This window comes from Collinsella sp. AF14-35 (genome assembly GCF_003464565.1).
Lineage (GTDB): Bacteria > Actinomycetota > Coriobacteriia > Coriobacteriales > Coriobacteriaceae > Collinsella.
The window spans coordinates 32,258-55,394 of sequence record NZ_QRZD01000012.1 but is presented as its reverse complement, the minus strand read 5'-3'; the positions used below and the strand labels follow the sequence as shown (position 1 = coordinate 55,394).

The following is a 23,137-nucleotide window of genomic DNA, read 5'->3' as shown; positions in this document are numbered from 1 at the left end:
GAGCTGCTATTCCTCATAATTGAAAATAATTCAGTTTTGAGGAATAGGCTTGGCGAACGTTTGCGGGGGCTGTGGCATCGGGCATGCTCGACTTAAGCCCCTGCCTTACCCCAGCTCCTGCATGCGGCGGTAGATTTCGCAGATGCCCTTAATGGTAAGTTGTCCGTCGATCACATCGAAGGCGTCGGTCGAATCGGCGACGATGCCGGCGAGGCCGCCCGTGGCGATAACGGTGGCATCGTCGCGGCCCAGCTCGCGCTTCATGCGCGCGACCAGGCCCTCGGCCATGGCGGCGGCGCCCACGACGGCGCCAACTTTGATGCACTCTTCTGTATCGCGGCCGATGGCATGCTCGGGCGCCTCGAGCGGAACGCTGGCGAGTTTGGCGGCACGGGCGGCGAGCGCATCCATGGAGATGCGGATGCCCGGTGCGATTGCTCCGCCAATGTAATAGCCGTTCTCGTCGATAACGTCGATATTGGTCGCGGTGCCAAAGTCCACCACGATTGCCGGCGCGCCGTAGAAGGTCTCGGCGGCAACGGCGTTGGCGACGCGGTCGGCGCCCACGGCCTGGGGGTTCGCCGCCCGCAGTTTGGTCACGGCCGCCGTCTGCGGTCCAATGACGATGGCGTCCGCCGCGATGCGGTCGGCCACGGCGTGCCACTCGCGCGAGAGCTGCGGCACCACGCCGGCAAAGGCGACCGCGTCGACCGCGTCGAGTGAGAGGTCGTACATCTTAAAGAAGCCCATCAGGCGCACATGGATCTCGTCGGCGGTGTAGGAGCGGTCGGTGGGCATGCGCCACGACTGCACCAGCTCGTCTCCGTCAAACAGGCCCATGGCCGTCTGCGTGTTTCCCATATCGATAGCGAGCAGCATGTCTACTCCAGGTGTCGGCGTAAAAGGACGCGCACCATTGTATACGTGCCGTCGGCGACAGGCTGCGATTCGCTTACGGTGATATGGGCTGAGGGGTTTAAATATGAAGGAATTATGCTCTACGAGATTTTCCTTGCCGTTTACCGAACTCCCGCGTAATATTCTTTCTTGCGCACATGAGGCGCCCAGACATTGCGGGGTGGAGCAGTCTGGTAGCTCGCCGGGCTCATAACCCGGAGGTCGTAGGTTCAAATCCTGCCCCCGCGACCAAGAACTTGCAGCTCGTCGGCCTAGCCGGCGAGCTTTTTTGTTATTCCGGGACCGTGTTTTCGGTCCAATTCCCAACCTCTCAATCAAAGATCTCGATCTGTAACATCTAGACCCGATTTGGGCGGCTAGATGTTACAGATCGAGATATACCGGTGGATTGGGTCCCGTTTGTCTAAATCTATAACACGAGGGACGGATTTCGCCGAGTTGTTGTTATAGATTGAGATTTTCTAGCAGGCGGGTCCCGTTTGTCTCGATCTGTAACAGTAAGGGGGCAAAAGTGGGTCCAGATGTTACAGATTGAGATGTTTGTCCGGACCGAATTTGTTTGTCTCGATCTGTACCTTCTAGGGTCGTTTTTGGCCTGTAATTGTTACAGATTGAGACAAACCGACGGGTCGCCCCGCCCCATCCACCTGCCGCCACCTGCTATCCGCCGATTTCCGTTGCGCCCCTGTGGCTCCATGCCATATCCTCTAGACAACTACGCGGCATCATCGCCGCCGCGCCTACAAGAGAGGAATGTCCATGACCACACCTGCGTCCAAGCTGCTTCAACCCATTACGGTTGGCCCCCTTGAGCTCAAAAACCGCATTATGTTCCCGCCGCTTACCACCGGCTACGAGGAACGCGACGGCTCCATCGGTGAGCGCAGCCTGGCCTTTTACGAGCGTCTGGCCCGTGGCGGCGTGAGCTACATCGTCATCGGCGACGTCGCTCCCGTTATGACCGCGAGCCCCACGCCCAAGCTGGCGACCGATGCCCAGATCCCCACGTTTAAGGCGCTGGCCGACGCCGTCCACAAGCACGGCGCCAAGATCGCCCTGCAGCTGTTCCATCCCGAGTACGACGTGCCCGGCGTCGGCCGCATGGTCATGGGCTCCATGGCCGCCGCCAAGGCCGCGCAGGAGGCCAAGGCCGCCGGCGACGAGGAGACCTTCGCCGCCAAGATGGCCGAGTCCAACGAGATTCGCAAGCAGGCCTACGCCAAGCTGCACCACGACATGCAGCACTTTGTGAACGAGGCGAGCGTGGAGCAGCTCACCCAGATCAAGGAGGCCATCGCCGCCTCGGCCGCTCGCGCACAGCAGGCCGGGATCGACGCCATCGAGGTCCACGGCGACCGTCTGGTGGGCTCGCTGTGCTCGGCTATCCTCAACCAGCGCACCGACGAGTACGGCGGCTCGTTCGAGAACCGCGTTCGCTACGCGCTGGAGGTCGTCGCCGCCATTAAGGAAGCCGCACCGGAGCTGATGGTGGAGTACAAGCTCCCCGTGATCATGGAGAACCCCGACGGCACGCCGCGCGGCAAGGGCGGCCTGCAGCCCGATGAGGCCTGCGAGTTTGCCAAGCTGCTCGAGGGCGCGGGCATCGACATGATCCAGGTCGCGCAGGCCAACCACACCGGCAACATGGGAGACACCATTCCGCCCATGGGCGCCATGCCCTACAACTGGACGCTGCCGGTGGCCGAGCGCGTCAAGGCCCTGGTCTCCGTGCCGGTGGCAACCGTCGGCCGCGTTGTCTCGGTCGAGGCCGGTGAGAAGATTCTGGAAGACGGCGCGGCCGACATCATCGCCTATGGCCGCTCGCTCATGTGCGACCCCGACATTGCGCTGAAGGCCGCCACGGGTGAGCCCATCCGCGAGTGCCTCAACTGCAACAAGGGCTGCGTCGACGCGATTCAAAACCGCAAATACATCTCGTGCGTGCTCAATGCCGAGAACGGCGACGAGGCGACCATCGCCATTAAGCCGGGCGAGGGCGACAAGAAGATCGCCGTGGTGGGCGGCGGTATTGCCGGCCTGGAGGCCGCGCGCGTGGCGGCCAAGCGCGGCTACGACGTGACCGTCTATGAGGCGAGCGATCATCTGGGCGGCCAGATTGTGCTGGCGGCCGCGCCTCCGCGCAAGGACGAGATCATGCGCTCGGTGGAGTATTACGAGAAGATTCTGCCCGGCCTGGGCGTAAAGGTTGAGCTCAACCATGCCGCTACGGCCGAGGACCTCAACGCCGCCGACGCCGCGATTGTGGCTGTGGGCGCGCACGACGTGGTCATCCCCGTTCCGGGCGCCGATTCGGACAAGGTCGTCTCGAGCTGGGACGTGCTGGCCGGCAAGGCGGAGCTCGCGGGCTGCATCGCCGTTATCGGCGGCGGCCTGGTGGGCACCGAGACTGCCGAGTACCTGCTGCAGAACGGCTGCGAGGTGGCGATTGTCGAGATGCTCGACAAGATTGCCGCAGGCGAGTCCGAGACCATTCTGCCGCTGATTATGAACGACTTTGCCGCCCACAACGTTGAGCAGCATGTTAAGACCCGCCTGACCGCCATTGCCGACGAGGGCGTGGAGGCCGTTCGCACCACCGAGGACGGCGCCGAGGAGCCGGTGAAGATCGCCTGCGATTACGTGGTGATGGCCGTGGGCTCCAAGGCCAACGGGTTTGACCTGGACGGCGTAACGGTGCCCGTGACCTGCGTGGGCGACTGCTCGGGCGAGCGCACCGCCGACATTGCGAGCGCCATTCGCACGGCGTATCACGCGGCCAACGAGCTCTAAGTAAGAAAGCTATCGCGTATTGAGTGGGCGGGGAGTGCCGTATCGGCGCTCCCCGCCTTTTTTGCCAATGAGGGCGCCCCTGACCAGCGGGTTCAGAAAATCCGAATTTCATGCACCAGAAAATCCGACTCCTTAGAACATGAAAATCCGAATCGCAACCACCCGAAAATCCGAATTTGCTACAGTGGAATAGAGGAATCAGAAAGCAGGAACTGGAAATCTGCGGGGGTGGCTCATGGCGGGCGAAAGGCTACATCGGGACGGATACATCCCGCGTATCGTGGATGCGCAAATCGAACGCTACCTTCGCGTCTTTGGCGCGGTCGAGATTGCGGGCACCAAGTGGTGCGGCAAGACGTGGGCCGCGCTTGAGCACGGGGCGTCCGCCTCGTATGTCGACGAGAATCTCGACCTCGCGCGTGCCGACCCGGCGATGATGTTGCTGGGAGACCGTCCGCATATTATCGATGAGTGGCAGCGAGTTCCCCAGATTTGGGACTACGTTAGACACGAGGTTGACCGCACCCGGGGCACGCGCGGCGCCTATATCCTCACGGGTTCCGCCACGCCTGCGTTTGGCTCAAAGACGGAGGCACCCGCGCATAGTGGAGCCGGCCGCATCGGCCGCGTCCGCATGTACCCCATGACGCTTGCCGAGACAGGTGAGTCCAGCGGCAAGGTGAGCCTGGCGGGCTTGTTTGAGCATCGTTTTGAGCCCTGTCGGTGCAATGGCGATACACCGGGGCTTGTCGAAGCCGCCTGCCGCGGCGGCTGGCCCGAGGCGATCGATATGGTTTCGGCTGACGCCCAGCTCATCGCTCGCGAATATCTCAACACTACGTTTTCGAGCAGCTTCCCGGCGGTTGGTCTCGACCCCGATATTGCTCGTCGAGTCTCCGCATCGATCGCGCGCAATCTGGGACAGGCGACCACGTATAAAACGATTCTTATGGATATGTTCGGTGCCGAGGGGGAACCCGCAGCGTTTGCCGACGAGACCAAGGTGCGCAGGTACCTGGATGCCCTCAAAGGCATGTTCATTCTCGAGGAGGTCCCCGGTTGGGTTCCCGCCGCGCGCGACAAACGACGCTTTACCGTCAAGCCCAAGCGCTATCTGGCAGATCCGAGCCTTGCTTGCGCCTTGCTAGGTATGTCCTTGCAGGCGCTGCTTGCCGACTGGCAGACATTTGGTCTGGTGTTTGAGAATTTGGTCATACGCGATCTTTCGGTCTACGCACGTTCGCTCGACCTGCTGGATAGCACGCCCGTGCGCTATTATCGCGACGATTCGGGCCTTGAATGCGATGCCATCGTGCAGCTAGCCGATGGACGGTGGGCCGCCTTTGAGATTAAGGTGAGCGAAGATAAGGCGAGCGCCGGCGTTGAGAGCCTCAAGCGCGTTCGCAAGAAGGTCTGTGGAAATCCTCGTTCACGCACACGCGAACCGGAGTTTATGGCCGTGATTGTGGGGGTGGGTGAGTACGCCCGCGAGGTCGAGGACGGTATCTACGTGATACCCGTGCGCGCGTTGGGGTGTTAAGGGGCGGCACGCCGTGTGCCCGCTGCCCGGTGCTGCGGATTGGTGCAAGTGGTCAGGTTTGTTTGCACCATGTCCTTGGCATATGGAAGAAGCTGCTATTCGTAATCTTTAAGACATCATTAAGGCTTGCGCTGTGGAGCAAACCGCAGGTCAATGCTATTCTTTTACCTTATCGTATGGTGTTGTATTCTGCCTGAATTCTCTACCTGCGAACAACGGATAAACGCGACCGAGCGGAAAGGATGGCACGCCCGCTAGCAGGGCAAACGTAAACGATGAGTGGCATGGACCGACATAGCGAGCTCCAGCAGCACAAGACGGCGGCCGAGTACCGCCAAGCTGCCGACGAGCACGTGCGGACCCTCAAGGATTTCTGGAAGGATTTCCTGGTGAGCGGTCTGTTTGTGCTGGCCTCCATCGTTGCCATCTTTGCATGCCTGGCCTGGTTTGCCGCGAATAACCGAGTGAGTGCCACGGGGAGCACGATCGCGGCGAAGGGCCCGCGGTTTGTGCTCTCGGGAACGCAGGGCGGCACGGCGGGTAAGTACGACACTCAGGACAACTACGCGTCGGACAGTACAAGCCTTGCCGTGAACAATCTTTTCAACCTCAATAACATGAGCACCGATGGCGGTCTCTCTCCGGGGTCGGCCGGCCAGCTCCAGCTCAACGTCAGGCCGCTCTGCAATGACCTGCACGATATCACGGTGGAGATGACCTGGGAAATTTCTGTTCAGACGAGCGTTGCGGGCACGGGCGGCACTGCTGCGGATGCATCGAAAAACGAAGAGATCATCAACTCGCTTAAAGATTTGGTGCGCGGTCATATCCTGGTTTTTCAGGGCAAAGATGCCTCTGGCTTTTACTCGAATCCGCTGGTCCCCACGACCACCACGGTGACCCAGGACGGGGCCAGCGTCACCGTCATTACGCAGAGCTTTACCATCCCAAAGTCGAGCTTTTACGCTGCGGACTCAAATAGCACGACCGAAACCGTCACCAAAACCCTCTACTGGATTTGGCCGGAACAGTTCAAGAGCTATGTTCGCACGGGCAACGCCGGCTACGGTGGCAACCTTTTCGCTAACACAGGCGACGAGGGGGGATACACAACCCTCGTCGGCGACATCAACAATAACCACGCGCGCTATTTCCGCGCCGATAGCACGAGCGTGCCAGGTCAGGCGCCTAGCGCGGTTCCGCCTGTCGGAGCCGGCATGTCCTCTGCGGATGTGGAAACCTGCGCCAGCTACTACAACAACGCCGACGAGATTATCGGCAAGAACGTCAAGTACATTCGCGTGCGCTTCACCGCCAAGGAGACGGATAAATAAATGGACGAGCAGCTTAATGCCCGCGAGCAGGGCGATATCAAACACAACGAAGGAGCGGCAAACCCCGGCGGCAACGGGTTCGGCTCGCACGGCGAAGCGCGTCCGGCTGGCCGCATCGAGCGCATCAAGGCTTGGGTGAGCGACCACCGTCGCGAATCCCTGGCCATCGTGGGTCTGGTGGCCGTGCTTCTCGTGTTGCTGGGATTGACGCTCGGATGGTTCGTCGATGCCAATCGCGGCTCCACCGTTGGCAAGATCAAGGAGCCGGCGGAGCTCAAAGTGCTGGGCCCCAACGCTACGGCAACAGAGCAGGTCGACCTGAGCTACAACCCCGAATACGGCGATACCAAGACCGGCAACACGGTGACGCTCAAGCGCCCGTTTTGCGTGCAGACGGGCGGTGACGGTTTTGAGCTGCAACTCGCGAATACGACCAACATTACGGGTCTCACTATTGAGCTGTACAGAGCCGAGAACACGTCTGCGCTCCAGACGCCCGACGTGAGCGGTACCGCAGACGGCAAATCTTATAGCTGGAAAGCAACCGGAGAGAACCTGCTGACGAGCTTCGAATATATCAACAAGGAGAACGACGGTCTGGCAGCCGTGCCGGGCGAGGGCGCAAGCGACCCTACATTCAAGGACTATCAAAACGTCCAGCGCAACGCGCGCCCGCTCTACCGATACAAGAAATTCGGCAAAGGCGACCTCAACGCTAAGACACTCGACAACTCGACTGGCAATGACACGCTTAACTTTATCATCAAGCTTTCGTGGGACGAGAGCGCCAAAGAGACCGACGTGATTTACCTGATCGCGCGCAACACGAGCGGCAAGTAGGAGAGGGGGCGCACATGGAGAAGCAAGAGAAACAGCAGGATGCCGAGCGCGAGCAGCTGGCAAAAAGCAAGAGCCTAGTCAAGAACAAGCTGGTTGTGGCGGCAATCGCACTTATTTGCGCCGTGGCGCTCGTGACGGGTGGCTACTTTACCTATTCCGCCTACACCGCCAACGGATTTCTAAAGTCCGTCGCCGCAACGGGCACTGCGCAGAGCCTATTTGCAAGCGATTTGCTCACGGGCTATATGAGTGCGCCTAGCCCCGACGAGCTCGCCCGTGCCCAGCGCTCCGTTACGGTGTATCCCAACAACGGGCAGTGCAACTTTACCTTTAGCATCTACAACTACTTGCTGGGCAACAGCAACTTCTGCAACGACAAAAATGTGACATACACCTTGACGGTCGAGGGGCACGGGCTCGATGGCGCCACGTGGAGCTATGCGCCCCAGCCCGGTAGCAGCGTCACGCTTCCGGAGAATCAACCTACCAAGAACGACTACACCGTGACCTTCCCCGAGGCTAAGTTGGGACAAGCATACTTTGTGATTAAGGCCACGGTCGTATCGGAGAAGAGCCCCGGCACCGAGCTAGCCTGTCTGGCGGCGAAAGTCGTGCCGTCAAAGAGGGCCGAGGTCAAGACCGCTGCGGTTGAGGGCGCGCTGGTCGATGAGGCTGGCAAGTTTGCTGATTACGCTGCATACAACTACCGCGTGACGGTTACGGGCGCACTGGCAAACGTCACGCTCACGTGGGGGGAGAACGTGGAGATCGACCCGTTCTTTGAGACCAACCATAGCGCGACGGTGGATGCTGCAGCTCGCAAGGCTACGTTCACCATGGAGCCGGGTTCGATGGTCGTCAACTTTTACCGAGCGGACGGCAAAACGCCCGGTGGCTGGGGTGACCTGGGCATTAGCGTGAGTGGAACTACCCTGACGGGCACGACGGAGACTCAATAACTCTGGAAGCAGAGTTTTTAGGATAAGAGGTACGGAATCGATGAGAACGGCAAAGCGCATATTCGCAGAGTTCATGACGGTGGTCATGGTGCTCCAAGCATGCTCGCCCACGGTGGCTGCTGTGGCGGCAGGCTGGCAGAACATCTCGAACGAGATTGCTGCCGCATCTGCGAAGGCGTTGGATACTGCCGAGGGCGGCGAGACCAACGGCGATGTCACGATCGGGTCTGGGTCGAGTGATACCGGCGCCGACAGCGACAGTGCTGGGGATGACGCGGTGAAGGATGACGCTGCAGCAGGCGATACCACCGATAGCGCCACGGGTTCCGATTCCACGGGCGACCAGACGGAAGGCGACGATGCCGCTGACGATGCCGCCGCTGACGACGCCGAGCAAGATGCCGATGATGCGACTTCGGAGGACGCTGAGGCCCAGGCGGGTGCGACGATCACGGATTTGAATAAGCTCGTCGAGCTGCTCGAGAAGAACGGCGCGGAAAGCATCGTGCGCAAAGACGACGAGAGCGGAATCCGAAGCCTCGATGTCAAGTCGTCGGAGGCGTTCGCCGTCCTGTCTAACGCCGACGCTTCGCTTTACTATGATGCGCAGATCAAGGTTATCATCACGGGCGATGCGAAGCTCACCGAGTCGGCTAATAACGGCATGTCTTTCCAGGGTCTTGGCAGTGATGAGCATCCGTTTGAAGGCAGGATCTATAGGTCGCTGAATGGCGCTGATAGTCCCGTCGAGCTCACGACTGATCGGACGGTTTTTAATAGCCTCAAGCTGACCGACCAAAACAATATGGTCAAGATAAAGTGGGTAGGCGCGACTAGCTATAGCGCGCCGATGGTCGCTTCGAAGGTCAGCGGTGCGGAAAACGGCGAAGCGAGCAAGACACTCATCGCGTCGGTTGACATCGTGGAACCCGTGAACGTTGATGTGAAGGATACGACTTCCGCCTTGACGGCACCCCTCCTGGGTGCGACGACGGGCGACCTTGCTGCGAACGTTACCTATAGCCTCACCGATTCTCGAAAGAATCTCAACGCGAATGCGACGGGCAACATTGGCTTGATTGCCAACACGGTCGAGAGCGGGAGCTTGACGGTTGAGTCCGTCACGTTCCCCAACGATCTGACCTCAGGCGGAGCCGTCAAAACGAGCTCTGGCAACGCTGGCCTGCTCGTAGGCGAAGTCAAGGACGGTGCGACCCTGAGCATTGGCACTCTGGCAAACGTTCCCACCGCCACCGTCCAGTCTACGAACGGCTCCGCCGGTGGCGTTGTAGGACTCGTTGGCTCGAGCACGGGTGCCATGGTCAACGTCACGGAGGCTCTCGACCTACACGCGCTCGCCGTCAAGAGCACCTCCGCCAGCGGCGGTTTCATCGGACAAGCGACCAACCTGAGCCTTTCGCAATCTGAGGGCGCAAAGGTGGCGTGTCCTGAGCGTATTGGCGATTCGAATAGCAAAATCTCCGGCGGCTTTATAGGCAAGGTCAGCTTTATTCAGTCGGTTGAGTTTACTGGCAATAACCAAATCGATACGGGTAATGGCGTTACGCTTGCGGGCGCGGCGCATGTAAAGGGCGCGGTTGACGGAGCCGGCTCGGTTTTCGGCGTGCTGGCGCTGGACGATCCAAGCGTTTCTGTGTCATTCAAGGACGGCTCATTCAAGAGCACGTTTGGGGACGATGCCAGTAATGCTGCCTTCGGCGGCCTTATTGGCTTTGTGAGCGGCGCTGCGAATTCGACCGAAGAGACGAGTCCTCTAAGCCTTCTGAAAGTTGAAGGCGTGACGACTAAGTTTTCGCTCGTTAAGAGCCCATATTTTGCTGGCGGCATTGTTGGATGGCTTGGTACGTCCGCTATGCCCGCCGCGCTTGAAATTAATAATGCTACGGTCAACTGCACCCAGGTCGCTTCAACGAGCAACGGCTTTGGCGGAGCGGTCGGCTGCATCGACAAAAACAGCGTCGCGGATGTCAACGGGATTACCGTGAGCAATGAGGGCAGCATCGCCAAGGGCGCTGGCATTGCCGCGGAGTGCTGGACGGCCACGATACGCCTTGGGGGCGAAACCGATTTTTCCAACATGCATTTTGGCGCGGGGGATGCTACCGCGCAAATAGCCATGGTGCGTTCCGATTATCCGTCGCTTGTGTTCGCTCGCGGCACGGGCAGCGACAGCGAGCCGACGAATTCCAATGAAAAAGACTACTGGATATACAAGCGGTGTAAGGATGCACCCAAGATTGATGATCTTGGCGGAGCCCAAGATGCCTCTAAGGGCTATGGGGAGGTCGTAAGGCTCGACGGATCGAAGCTAAAATGGAACCTGATTCAGCTCAACGAAACTACGCATAAGCCTGAAGGCCCTTCATCGGCCAACTATAGTTGGCAGGTTGGTTATGTAAATGGCGCCGACAGCGACAAGTGGAACCAGGACCACACGTTCGACATCGACGACATACAGGATTTTGTTGTCCTAGCATTGTCGATTCAGACCGGCGGCTTGTATAACGGCGTGTTTGGCCCGACCTCAAACATGGCTGACCTTCTTGGGAGCCAAACGGTAATCAACCTGAACTGCGATGTCAATTTGTCGGGCACGGGCATTGGGGGTCTTGGCCTTGACAGCCTGAACAACGGCGTATCGTTTTCGGGAACGTTCAACGGCAATAATCATAAAGTAACCCTTGCCGTCGGCGAGCCGTATGGCACGCGCGACGGGAAGACGCTTGCCGCCGGCGATACGAGTGACGGCAACGGTAAGATTTACCGCCATGGTCGTCTGGGCTTGTTCAATGCCATTGGCGGTGCCGCGAAGGTGAGCAACCTCACCATCGGTGGCTTCATGAAATTCGACAACGGCCTCAGCGTCGATGCCGGTTCGCTTGCGGCGTCAATTACGGGCACCGCCGACGAGAAACTGACGTTGTCGGGCGTAGCGTGCGAGACAAAGATCACGTGTGATGATACGTTCGGTAACGATGCGAACATCGGTGGTATTGCGGGTAGTGTATCGGCGGCTGCAAGCGTTGATTTCGGTGGCAATAGCAAAGCACAAACGGCTATTGCTACAGGCAATACGCTCAGGGGCGACACCCGCATCGGCGGCGCCATCGGTTATGTGGGTGATGTAACTTCGACATTCAATGTGACCAGCCTCGAAGTTGGTGGCTCAATCAATACTGGTGACTGTGCCGATGGCAAGATCGCCCAAGTCGGCGGCCTTATCGGCTGTATTGTTCAGAGTACCTATAATGTCAAAAAGGAGATAGTCAGTTCGGCTGTCAAGAACGTCAACATTATGGGGCTCGCATACGACTCGTTCGATATGGCCGTGGGCAAGAACGGCGACAAGTACCATGGCGCCGGCGGCCTTCTGGGCTACAGCTGGGGCAACGCCATCGTTACCATTGGCGATTCCTCTGCGAGTTCCGACGATAGGCCCTACGCTCTTAAGACGAATGAAACTACTGTGACTGCGAATGGCTCAGTTGAGGTCGGCGGTCTTGTATATGCCACGAGCGGTCACTGGATCATTAATGACTACGCTGTCAATTTGGCGGGCGCTTCTTTCAATACCGAGAGCGCCACTACGCTTGGCGCTCTTATTGCTCGAGGCAGTACGTCCGATTCGGCCAATAGCTTTGGCGCCGAAATCTCCTACACTGGCCTATATCTGGAAGACAAGGCCAGTTGGGAAACCGCTTATGCTGTGGGCGGGGCGTCCATTGTCGCTCCAAAGGTAACGACGTTTGATGAATGGGTCGCTAATGGCGTGAAGCCCGGAAGCAAGTTGATGGATAACGGCTGCAATGCGATCGTTTCGCTTCATACCCAGGCTGATACGTTAGACATGAGCGGGGATCCCGCCAAGGACAATAGCTATCGAAATCGAACGGTTTTCGGCGAGGGCGAGGATCACAAAACGAACGGGTCTGTTCGCTATTACTACAATCTGGACAGGGCTTTGACTCGGGTGAAAGACCTCAATGCGTCTGTAATGAATACGCCCGAGCACCTTGTTTTGTGGGCGGCGAGGAAATACGCCCCAAGTTCGACATGTACGTATCTTACCGGTGACAAAGAGAAGATTTTTACCAATAACGTAATCGGCCCCAAGAGCGGCAATCCGGTCACTATCGATTTGACGGGCTATAGCTACTATCCCTCAAATGTTAGCGACAACAATGTGACCATCCAAAACGTAGAGATCATCTTTTGCTATTCGAAAATAAAAGATGAACAGCAAGGCAATAAAAGCAACGACTCGGCTACTCAGCATGAGAATATGCATTGCGGTCTTATTCGAACGATTGGCAACAGGAGCCTCACCGTTAGCAGCGTAACGCTTTCAGGAACAGTGGGCAGAGCTAAAAATGATGACGCAAAAGGACTTGACCCCAAGAGTGTATCGGGTGCGCTCGTACTTCGTTGTGCCTACGGAGCATCTGGCGATAAGAAGGCAGCGATCACAATTGACACACTGAAGCTCAACGGCCTGCAGGTCGACGGAGCGGTGGACAAGCAGTATGCGCCGCTGCTGATAAACGCCATAACAAGGTACGTCAATTTGGATGTCAAAAATGTAACGACGTCTAAATATGCTGACAATTCTGGCGTCAATAAAACCGCGGCGTCAAGTTTGTTCGGCTATCTGGGCTATGACAAGAATTCTGATCAGGTCACAGCAAAGTTTGAGCAAATAAGCCTGCCTAGCCAGAAGGGCAATACGATTTTCACCCACGCGAGCCTGCTGGAGAGCTTTGGCTATACAACCACGGGTACTGCGGACTATACCTTTACCAAGGCCGATGCCGTGGCCGGTAATGTGACGTACGGAAGCGAAATCGATGCCCAAGGCAAGGAATACACTGGCAAGCAGCTTTGGTATTACGACGAAGTGACGTATGGCACCGATGAAGGCTTGGTAGAGACGGATAATGCCGAGAAGGCAAACGTTGAAGCACAACGGTTCAGCAATTATCTTCCCTATGTAGCCAAGGGAAAAGCCACCGAGAATGGCGTTCAGTACCACGAAATCAAAGTCAACCAGCGCATTCCTAACTTCACGATGGGTTGCGGCACCTATGGCGACCCGTACGCGATTACCTCGGCATCGGAGTTCAATGCGGCGGCGAACTACATCAACAACGGCACCGCTCTTGACGGCTGGGAAGTTACTATCGTAAAGGACCAATCGGCGCTTTGCCAACGTCGAAACGGGGGCAGCGTCGATAATGAAGTTACCTATGTCTATAAGCAGACGAACGACACCAAGAAGAAGTGGGAGAAGAAGGTCGACGACGCGACCGACTCCAATGATGTGCTTTCCGACGATACAATGCGTCGGTATCTGCAAAGTGCGTATTACAGCATTGAGCCCAAGTCGGATGCGGATAACACAATTGAGCTCGATGGCTCGGCGTTCGCCGGATTCGGCACCTCGGCATACCCGTTCCGCGGCGTCATCGTTGGCGACGTGAACGGCACGGCTGCAACGATTGTAATCAAAAACAATACTGGCTCATTACGCGGCCTTATTCCTTACAGCTATGGCAGCGTGGTGCGCAACCTGAACATTCGCTATGTGGATGCACAAGCGACTATTACTTATTCTGCCAAGGATGCGGATGGTGTTCCGACGGCGTTTTTCGGCGGCGTTATCGGCTGCATTCTTGGCGGCGATAACATTATTGATGGCGTGGTCGTTAATGGGACGACGGCCGATAGCCCTACAACCGGGTTTACGGTTGCTGGTGGCGGAACTAAGCCGCATCTTGTTCCCATTGGCGGCTACGTCGGCGCCATTGCGGGCGGCGGCGTGATTTTCCGTAATATGTCGAAGGCATCTTGGCGAGCAGGAACTAAAACAAAATTCAAAAGTGCTGGAGAAGGCGGTGCGAACTTCAAGCTGTACGACAACCCCTACGTTGGTCGTGTGATTGATGGCTATGCCTTTAGCGAGGGCTGCGACGTTGAGAACGGAGACTCTAACTACAAGATCAACAAGCTTGATGTGAATGACACCGGCTGCGTAACCACGACCGATACGTACGTGAAATTCAGCTGGGATGCCGGCCAGCAAAACAACAAGGCCCCTAAAACTACAGTCAAAGATCGACAGGGCCTGCTCGTGCTGTCTGCCATCATCAATAGCGGCGCGGGCGCTGGTGCTGCTCACACCGATTCGAAAGACGACAAAGGCACGTACCGCGGGTCGCATGCATATGAGGGCAGTAGCGTCAAAGGCGCCATTCCCTCAACGGGATACAAGTTCGGAAATGAACGGTATGGCAAGGTTCGCAATGCGCAGTATGCTGCGGTTGGAAATCCTGCTGAAGCAGCAAAGGGCGATTTCGCGATCTCGATCAATGACGACCTTAAGGCGCCAGGCAACCAGGAATACCAAGGCCCATTAAACGGCGAAGACGGACAAGATATTAATTCGCCCTATTTGGTGAAGAAATACGCGACCGATTGGCGCACGGGCTATGTGTGCGCGATGGGCGTTTGCGGCATGGACCTGGAGTTTGAGCAAGGCAAGACCCATGACTATGACATGAGGAAGTATGGCTCGGGTTTCTTGGGTCTTTCGGGCCGCTATTACTCAAATGCATGTGCGACCGACAAAAAGGTAAATGATAAAGATTTCATTACTCCGGGCATTGCCACTGTCAACGGCAACGGCGCAACAATCAAAGTGTCAAACAACGCGCGCGAATACGTGGATGACGACTATTGCGTGGCGGGCGTAGGCGGCCTGTTCAGCACTATCAAGTTCTACTCGAATGCATTCAATAAGGGAAGCATCGAAGCGAATGACAGCGCAAACGTAAACAATCTCAACTTCAGCGACTGCAACATTTCGCTTACCTATGTATCTTCGACCGGGGTAGAGCAGTCCAAGTCGACGAGCAATGAAAATAGCGGCTCGGTGGGAGTCGGCTGCCTTGCGGGCTCAACTGCAAACCAGGGAGGTTCGGGCGAGGTCGCCTATGGCGTGTTCAAAAACGTCGGCATTTCTAACAGCACCGTAGTCGGAGGCTGCACGGCTGGCGGCCTCATTGGAAGTGCTGGCCTTATGTCGCGCAGCACCGATGGCGCCAACGGTTCGATTGTGAATTATGGGGGAACGTCCTCTCCTGTGCAGCTCTACGACTGCTCGTACACCGGCCTTAACGTCACGGGCGAGAAGAAGGTCGGTGGCTATGTGGGTGCGATCGCCTCGCCGTGCGGCGTGTGGACAACCGCGGCCACAGGGGTATACGAGAAGACTATTGGCAAAAACTCGACCATAACCGCCACGGGAACAACACCCTACGTGGGCGGCGTGTTCGGTTATACCTCCAGTAACGTATCGGTGAACACCAAAATTGGCATCACGGAAGCCGTCGCATCGAGCACGGCAGTCATCTCTGGGGTAAATGTACTCGCCACCGGGTCGAACACCGATAAGTACATGGGCGCCGGCGGTGTGGTCGGAAGCGCCTATAGAGGCGTTATTTCTATAAGCAACGTGCGCATTGATGCCGGAGGCGATGCCAAGAGCGCCATCATCGGCGATGCCACCGGAACGAACAATAGCATCCGTAATGCGGGCGGCTTGATTGGCGAGGTCACGAGCAGTGGCAGTCCCAACACGTACTGGTTTGAGGGCTGTAGCGTCGAGAATATCAACATTGCCGGCACCGACCAATGCTCGGGCGGACTTATCGGCTACTACTTCAGCAATGTGAACATAGCCTGCAACAATATCGCGATTGAGAGCGCCACGATCAAGGGCAGGTGGAGCGGCGGTCTACTTGGCGCGATTAACAGCGGTGCCGACGTCATCAACGTCACCAACACAAAGGTATCTAACACAACGTTTGGTGGAACCTCCAACGGCGGCATTGCGGGCGACGGACGCGGCCAGTTCCATCTGGTAAACGTGCTCATGGACAGCAATACCTACAAATTGGGCTCTAAGCAGGGCGTGCTCTTAGGCGAGGTTGACACAAACGGCTATAGCCTCTCCGCAGCGGGCGTGAACGTAAAGCTCGGCAACGGCAAGACCACGCGTGATCTGCCGCCGATGGTTTACACGACCAATACGGCCGCCGTAAACAGGAAGACCTACATCGCGTTCGGCGACTATAAGGACACGCTGCGCGCGCCCGACGAGGGCACCACGCTCTACGGTGCGGACGATACCGCTACCACGGCGGCAAGCCCGTACGTGACCACGAGCCCCGTGAGCACGCTGGCGGTGCGTGCCTCCGACAACGACACCACCGACCGCTACCTGTTTGGCGACGGCGCCGCCATCGACACCGCGGCGACCATCCAGAGCGAGGCGGCTGCTGGCGTTGATGGCCGCTACACCTACACCAATATCGGCGGCATTAATGACAACGGCGCCTATCAAAATACCTCGAGCTACGATGCCTCATCCGTGGCGAGTAAGTTCAATTCGAATAATGATACAAGCAGCAACCAGGCCACAACAGATTTCCCCGTTTTGGTGATCTCTGGCAACGACAACACGACGGTCAAGAGCTATCTAAACATCGTCACGAACGGCGGCTTCTCCGACGCTTGCAGATTGAATAACGAGAATGGCACCAATCCGCACGTGACGGCCAAAGCAGAGGTTTTCCAACTCAAGGATGGTGTGTTCGTTAAGGACGATGGCGCGTCGAGCAATCCCACGCTTCGCGTGGTGAACAACGGCAAGAACAACATGTCGTTTAGCCCAAGCTCCGATTGGGATAACGGCAAGGGTCGCTTTACGCTCCTGACCGTCACCTTTACCGAGGCGGGTCAGAGCTACAACGTTCAGGTGCCGATCATCGTTAAGCGCAAGCTCGAGATCGATTTCACTGCAACGTATGATTACGGCACTAAATTTAAAGAAAGCGACTACGCTAACCTTGGAAAAGATGCACACGTGCTTACGAGCTTTGGCGAGCCGATGACGGGTCTGCTTACCTGGACATACAATTCTGCCAATGGGAAGGAAGTCGACTTTGGCTGGGACAGCTATATGGCTGCTGGCGGCTCGATGAAGGGGCTCGGTAAGAGCATCCTCTTCAATGGTGCCGACGGAAGGTTGCCCCAGGGCACCCAGCTTACGCTCATCGATGCGAACGTTGATGGCAAGGCCGGCGGCAGAGAGTATCACTATACGGTGGGCGAAGGCGGAGCAACGAGCGTTTCCCTGAGCGGAAACGACGGCTTTAAGGATTCTGCGGGCAATCCATATCAGGAGCGATGGCTGAGCGAGATCTTGGGTGTGTCGGCCACGCAGGATGGCGCCGGCACATGGACCGTGTGTGATAACGAGGCAGAGGCGACCGCTAAAGCGAAACTCGATGGCAAGTGGACGCTGTTTAAGGTTGCGGGTGCTGACGTTCCCAGCAACAGTCGCTATACGCTAAAGGTACCCAAGGAGAAGGATACCGGCAGAGAGAAGCGTGCATCGGAGAGCGTCTACCTAGTTGTCAACGTGCCCAAGTCGGGCGACGGCGTGACGCAAGCTAGTATCAACGGTTTTACGGCTTCGTCTATTGACTCGAATTCTTCGGGTGGCCGCATATCTTGGAATCTGCATCATGTTTTACGCACCGATGGCAGCGACGATATTCAAAACAGTACGGCATCGACATACAGCATCTTGTCCAATTATGAGCAGAATGTAGTCGACAAAAAAGATGGGGCGTGCATTCCGGTTTCGAAGTCGGAGGACGGTGCCGCCTACGTTCTTTCTCTCGATGTCATGGATACGGTTACGTTTAGCCCGAGCCAATACTATACAGAGAGCGACCATCTGTTCTATCAGCTCGATACATCGCTGTGTCGCTATGGCGCCAACAACAACCTAATGGGAGTAAGCAGTTTCCCGAGCGGAACTTCGGCAATTGCGAAGTTCTATGTTGCCATCGGCAATCAGAACTACAGGTGGAGTGGCAGCGATTGGGAGCCGTATGACGCTTCGACGCCTGCGTTTACACAGATTGTGACGGATACGGGTGATGACTCACTGAGGCTCACGCTCGACCATGACCTTGCCGGAATCCGCAAGCGTGCAGCGGGCGGATCCTTTACCGTGCGTACGGTAGTGGAAGAGATTCGCCTTACGCCGGACGGCTGCAACAAGGTTATCTCCCTGTCCAAGCAGTCTGGCGAGGACGCCTGTACCAAGATGTCCTATACCGCCAAGCTTTCGACGCGTAAGGAAGGCCTTAATACCTCGAGCCTGACGCAGACGAAGCGCGGTAACGTCGGGTACTATCGCATGGACACGGGTGATACGACCATTACGCTTTCTGCGCCAGATAAGTCGCAGCTTGGCATTAACGTGGACGACCTGCGTCCGATCGCGAATGGCGCGATTGGTCTGGGTGCCACGTATGAACTGGGTGGACTCAGCAACGCCGCCGAGGCAATTGCGAACGCAGACTCTGTTGTGTACACGCTCTCGCTTCAGCGCCGCGGAACCGACGGCACGTATGAGAGCGTAACGGATGATATCTCAAACTACGTAACAGTGACGGAGAGTAAGCTTGCCGCGGTCGCTCCCTCCGGTAGCACGATCACCTTCACTGACTCGAAGGAGAACGGCAAGTTCAAAACGAAGAACGGTAATACGACGTTTAGCCTGCCCTTTACCGTTAAGGTCAACACGCAGGTTGAACAGCGTGAGCAGTTCTACGCGAACTATCGCTTGGTGATGACAGCGAGCCTGGTTAAGGGTGACGTGGCGAGCGCAACGCCTCAATCGCCCGACTATGTGACCTATACGCTCACGAGGGTGAACCTCAACGGCATCGACCACTAGTTCCGAAGCCAACTGGCTTCGCAAAGGGGGCGGAAACCACCCGGTTTCCGCCCCCTTTCTTGTTCTCCTGGCCTGCTGCTGCCCCAGCTTCCCACCTAGCTTTCCAGCTTTCCACCTTAGGTGGTAAGTTAAGTGGAAAGCTGGAAAGCTAGGTGGAAAGCTGGAAAGTAAGTGGAAAGTTGACATGTAGGTGCGGGCTGAAGAGGGGTTAATAATTACACAAACCATACCAGCCAAACAAAAAGATACCAATCTGGTTGGTAAAACACCGTCAATGAGCCGCGAGCCAGCTAGCTGGGTAAATAAAACCTAAAGAACTGTTGCAAATTAATGGCAAATGCCCAGATAGCGAAATTGCGATTTTCAATTAACTGTTACGCGCAAACAGCAAAATGCTACTATCTAACATGCACGTAAGAAAGCAGATTAACGGTTAAGGCTAAGAAGTGGCAGGTATGTCGGAAGCAACAAGGACTCGCACGCATGCGCCCGAGGTTAGGCAGCGCGCCGTCGAGGTCCTCCAAGAGGGGGTCGGTCATCGCGCCCTCGCCGCGGAGCTCGGCATTCCCCAGGCCACGGCTCGTCAGTGGGCCCGCGCATATGCCGTGGGCGGTGCCGACGCCGTTCTCAACGCCGGTTCGCATCATCACACCTATTCGTACGAAGTTAAGCTCGCCGTGGTCAAGGACCGCTTGGAAAACGGCTTAACGGTTCGCGAGGCCATGATCAAGCACAAGATTCCTAGCGAGTCTTCGGTCAAGGCTTGGTGCCGTCAGTACCGCGAGAGCGGTGAGTCCGCACTGGTCGATAAGCCGCGCGGTCGCAAGCCGCGCGTTAAAAAGGCGGAATAGCAAACGGGATGGTGCACCCACAGGGGCGCATTTTTCTTGCCGCCCCTCTGCTCCAATGCGGGCGTGCCCTTACCCCGTACGCCTAAAACTCCCCAGTTGACCGAAAACCCGCCGCCGCTACTCCTCAATTGAGCTATAACGTTAAACAATTGCAGCGTTTTAGCATGGGGGAGTGATGGTATGACGCTACTGTATTTCCTTACCCTGTTTCCGCTGGTACCGGCGCTGGGCATGCTGCTCGCGCGCGGTGACCGCGCCCGCGATGCGGCGGGGCTCATAGGCTCCGGCATTATTATGGCGGTGACAGTTGTAGTCGCCGTCATGTTTTTTGGCACGGGTCCGCAGAGCTTTGAGGTTGCCCCCGGCACCTCGCATGTGCTCTCGATCATCAGTTCCGTTATCGACGTCATCCTGTGCGCTGTCATCCTGTACAACGCGTACAAATATAGGAACGCGCTCACCACGGTGCTCGGCATAGTCCAGCTGGTGGGCTCGCTCGCCTTTGCAGCCATGACGCTGCCCGCGGCCGAAGCCGTCACGGCAACGCCACTCTACCTGGACTACATGAGCGTGATCATGGTCCTCGCCGTCGGCATCGTTGGCAGTCTAATCTGCTTGTATGCCCTGGGCTACATGAAGGACTTCCAGGCCCATGACGAGCACGAGGCCGCGCTGCGCGGGCAGACCGCGCCCGACCGTCGCCCGCAGTTCCTGGCGCTCATGTTCCTGTTCCTCTCGGCCATGTTCGTCATCGTGACGAGCGACAACCTTGAGTGGCTGTTCTGCGGCTGGGAAATCACCACCGTGTGTTCGTTCCTTATGATTGGCTACACGCGTACGCCCGAGGCCATCAAGAACGCCTTTACCCAAATCATCCTCAACATGCTGGGCGGCATCGCGTTTTTGGCCGGACTTATGTATCTGCACGTTAACGGCATGCCGCTGACCATCTCGGGCATGATCGAGCTTTCCGGCACCGGAACCGCGCAGTCCGCGCTGCTGGTGATGCCGGTCATCCTGTTGTCGCTCGCCGCGCTCACCAAGGCCGCACAGATGCCGTTCCACACTTGGCTGTTGGGTGCCATGGTTGCACCCACTCCCACGAGCGCCCTGCTGCACTCGTCAACCATGGTCAAAGCCGGCGTGTTCCTGATGGTCAAGCTGAGCCCACTCTATGCCATCTACCCCGTGACCGGCTTTATGGTCACGAGTGTGGGTGCCATCACGTTTTTGCTCGCTGCACTCATGGCCATCTCGCAGAGCAACGCCAAACGCGTGCTCGCGTACTCCACCATTTCCAACTTGGGCCTCATCAGTGCCTGCTTGGGTGTCGGCGCGCCCGAGGCCGTATGGGCGGCCATCTTCCTGATCTTGTTCCACACGGTGGCCAAGTCGCTGCTGTTCCTGTGCGTGGGCACGGCCGAGCATCATATCGGCAGCCGCAATATCGAGGACATGGACGGCATGTTCAGCCGCATGCCGCACCTGACGCGTCTGATGATGCTGGGCATTATGGGCATGTTTGTGGCGCCGTTTGGCATGCTCGTGTCCAAGTGGGGCGCCCTGGTGGCGTTTGCGCAGACCGGCAACGTGCTCATGATCATGGTGCTTGCCTTTGGCTCGGCCGCGACGTTTTACTTCTGGGGCAAGTGGCTTGCCAAGCTTTCGGGCGTCGACCCCACGGCTCAAAACGTTGAGGTCAATGTCCATAAGACCGAATGGATGGCCCTCAACGCCATCGCCGCGCTGCTGATTCTGTGCTGCGTGGCGTTTCCGGTTATCTCGAGCGGTCTGGTGTCGCCTTACTTGGCCATGGTGTTTGGCCGCGTGCCGTACGTTATTGGCAAGGACGCCATGTATCTGATGGTGGTTATCGTGGCGTTTATCGCCGTGGTGCTGCTGACTTCATTCCGCGTGAGCAACAAACCGCACGTAAACGTATATCTTTCGGGTGTGGGAACCGACAATTACCGCCATTTCCGCGGCTCGATGGGACACGAGGTGAAGGCCGAAAAGCGCAATTGGTACTCGGAGGACGCCCTTGGCGAGAAGCGTATTGGCCCCGCGGGTAGCGTCGTGTGCTGCAGCATTATCTTGTTTGCGCTGCTGTGTTGCGCGTGGATTGGGCCCGAGCGGCTTGCCATGAGTGCGCCCTCGGTGCTGCGCGGCAAGTATTTTGAAGGCTCGGGCGTCGTGGGCATTTTTATTGGCACCGTGGCGTTTGCCTTGATTGCGCCGCTTGTGGGCGGCTTGATCGACGGCGTTGACCGCAAACTTTCGGCTCGCATGCAGGGCCGCGTGGGCCCGCGCTTGCTGCAGCCCTTCTACGACGTTGCCAAGCTGCTGCGCAAGGCTCCCGCCAGCGTAAACACCATGGACGATACCTACATGGCGTGCGCGCTCATCTTTACCGTGGTGGGCGGCGGCATCTTTGTGTCGGGCTCCAACACGCTGTTATGCGCCTTTATGGTGACGCTTGCCGCGATTTTTGTGGTGCTGGCGTCCGCCTCGACGCAAAGCCCGTTTGCCCAGGTCGGTGCCGACCGCGAGCTGCTGCAGGTTATGAGTTACGAGCCCGCCGTTCTGCTGATGAGCGTGGGCCTGTACCTTGCCACCGACAGCTTCGATTCCATCGCCGTGACGGGGCAGTCGGCCCCCATCATCGTGTACAGCGCGCCCATTTTCCTCGCGCTGCTCGCGGTGCTTACCATCAAGCTGCGCAAGTCGCCGTTCGATCTTTCGTACTCGCATCACGCGCATCAGGAGATCGTCCAGGGCGTCGCCACCGAGATGAGCGGCAGCACGCTGGCCAAGATGACCCTTATGCACTGGTGCGAGACCGTGCTGTTTTTGATGTGGGTGGGCATGTTCTTTGTCTGGGACAACCCAGTGAGCTGGCTGGTCGCCCTGGTCGTGATGGCTGCGACGTACTTTGTCGAGGTGCTGATCGACAACACCTTCGCGCGCAGCACCTGGCGCAGCTGCTTTAAGCTCGGATGGGGCGTGGCGCTGGTGTTTGGCCTGCTCAACCTTATGCCCATCCTCGTCGACGTGTTTATTTAGGAGGCGGC

The 23,137-nt window shown here is 57.6% G+C and carries 9 protein-coding genes and 1 tRNA gene; 9 read left to right on the top strand and 1 reads right to left on the bottom strand.

The features are described 5' to 3' along the window. Positions 1–105: 105 nt before the first annotated feature. Positions 106–879 carry a type III pantothenate kinase gene (locus DWW12_RS05440; protein ID WP_117855378.1) on the bottom strand — a complete coding sequence of 258 codons (774 nt, stop codon included), beginning with the start codon at positions 877–879 and terminating at the stop codon, positions 106–108. Between the two features lie 193 nt (positions 880–1,072). On the opposite strand from DWW12_RS05440, the gene DWW12_RS05435 reads away from it, so the two are divergent. The 9 genes from DWW12_RS05435 to DWW12_RS05395 all read left to right on the top strand — a co-directional run bounded on the left by DWW12_RS05435 (position 1,073) and on the right by DWW12_RS05395 (position 23,129). Continuing rightward, positions 1,073–1,149, top strand: a tRNA-Met gene (locus DWW12_RS05435). A 528-nt stretch (positions 1,150–1,677) separates the two neighbouring features. After that, on the top strand, positions 1,678–3,708 hold the full coding sequence (gene bilR / locus DWW12_RS05430; protein ID WP_233544238.1) for a bilirubin reductase, long form: 2,031 nt from the start codon (positions 1,678–1,680) through the stop codon (positions 3,706–3,708). Between the two features lie 235 nt (positions 3,709–3,943). Then, positions 3,944–5,248: an ATP-binding protein gene (locus DWW12_RS05425; protein WP_117855374.1), complete on the top strand. Its 1,305-nt coding sequence runs from the start codon at positions 3,944–3,946 to the stop codon at positions 5,246–5,248. Positions 5,249–5,532: 284 nt separating this feature from the next. Beyond that, the gene (locus tag DWW12_RS05420) at positions 5,533–6,582 is read left to right on the top strand and encodes a hypothetical protein (RefSeq protein ID WP_118934677.1); all 1,050 of its coding nucleotides are present in this window, start codon (positions 5,533–5,535) and stop codon (positions 6,580–6,582) included. Further along, positions 6,583–7,422, top strand: coding sequence for a hypothetical protein (locus DWW12_RS05415; protein ID WP_117855371.1), 840 nt, complete (start codon positions 6,583–6,585; stop codon positions 7,420–7,422). It abuts the gene before it with no gap. Between the two features lie 14 nt (positions 7,423–7,436). Next, positions 7,437–8,381: a hypothetical protein gene (locus tag DWW12_RS05410; RefSeq protein ID WP_117855369.1), complete on the top strand. Its 945-nt coding sequence runs from the start codon at positions 7,437–7,439 to the stop codon at positions 8,379–8,381. A 457-nt stretch (positions 8,382–8,838) separates the two neighbouring features. Beyond that, positions 8,839–19,215: a hypothetical protein gene (locus DWW12_RS05405; protein WP_147345468.1), complete on the top strand. Its 10,377-nt coding sequence runs from the start codon at positions 8,839–8,841 to the stop codon at positions 19,213–19,215. A gap of 455 nt (positions 19,216–19,670) precedes the next feature. After that, positions 19,671–20,066, top strand: a complete 396-nt coding sequence (locus DWW12_RS05400) for a helix-turn-helix domain-containing protein (protein WP_117564058.1) — start codon at positions 19,671–19,673, stop codon at positions 20,064–20,066. A gap of 180 nt (positions 20,067–20,246) precedes the next feature. Then, positions 20,247–23,129 (top strand): proton-conducting transporter membrane subunit, encoded by a 2,883-nt coding sequence (locus DWW12_RS05395; RefSeq protein ID WP_117855367.1) that lies wholly within the window; start codon positions 20,247–20,249, stop codon positions 23,127–23,129. The last annotated feature ends 8 nt before the right edge of the window (positions 23,130–23,137 follow it).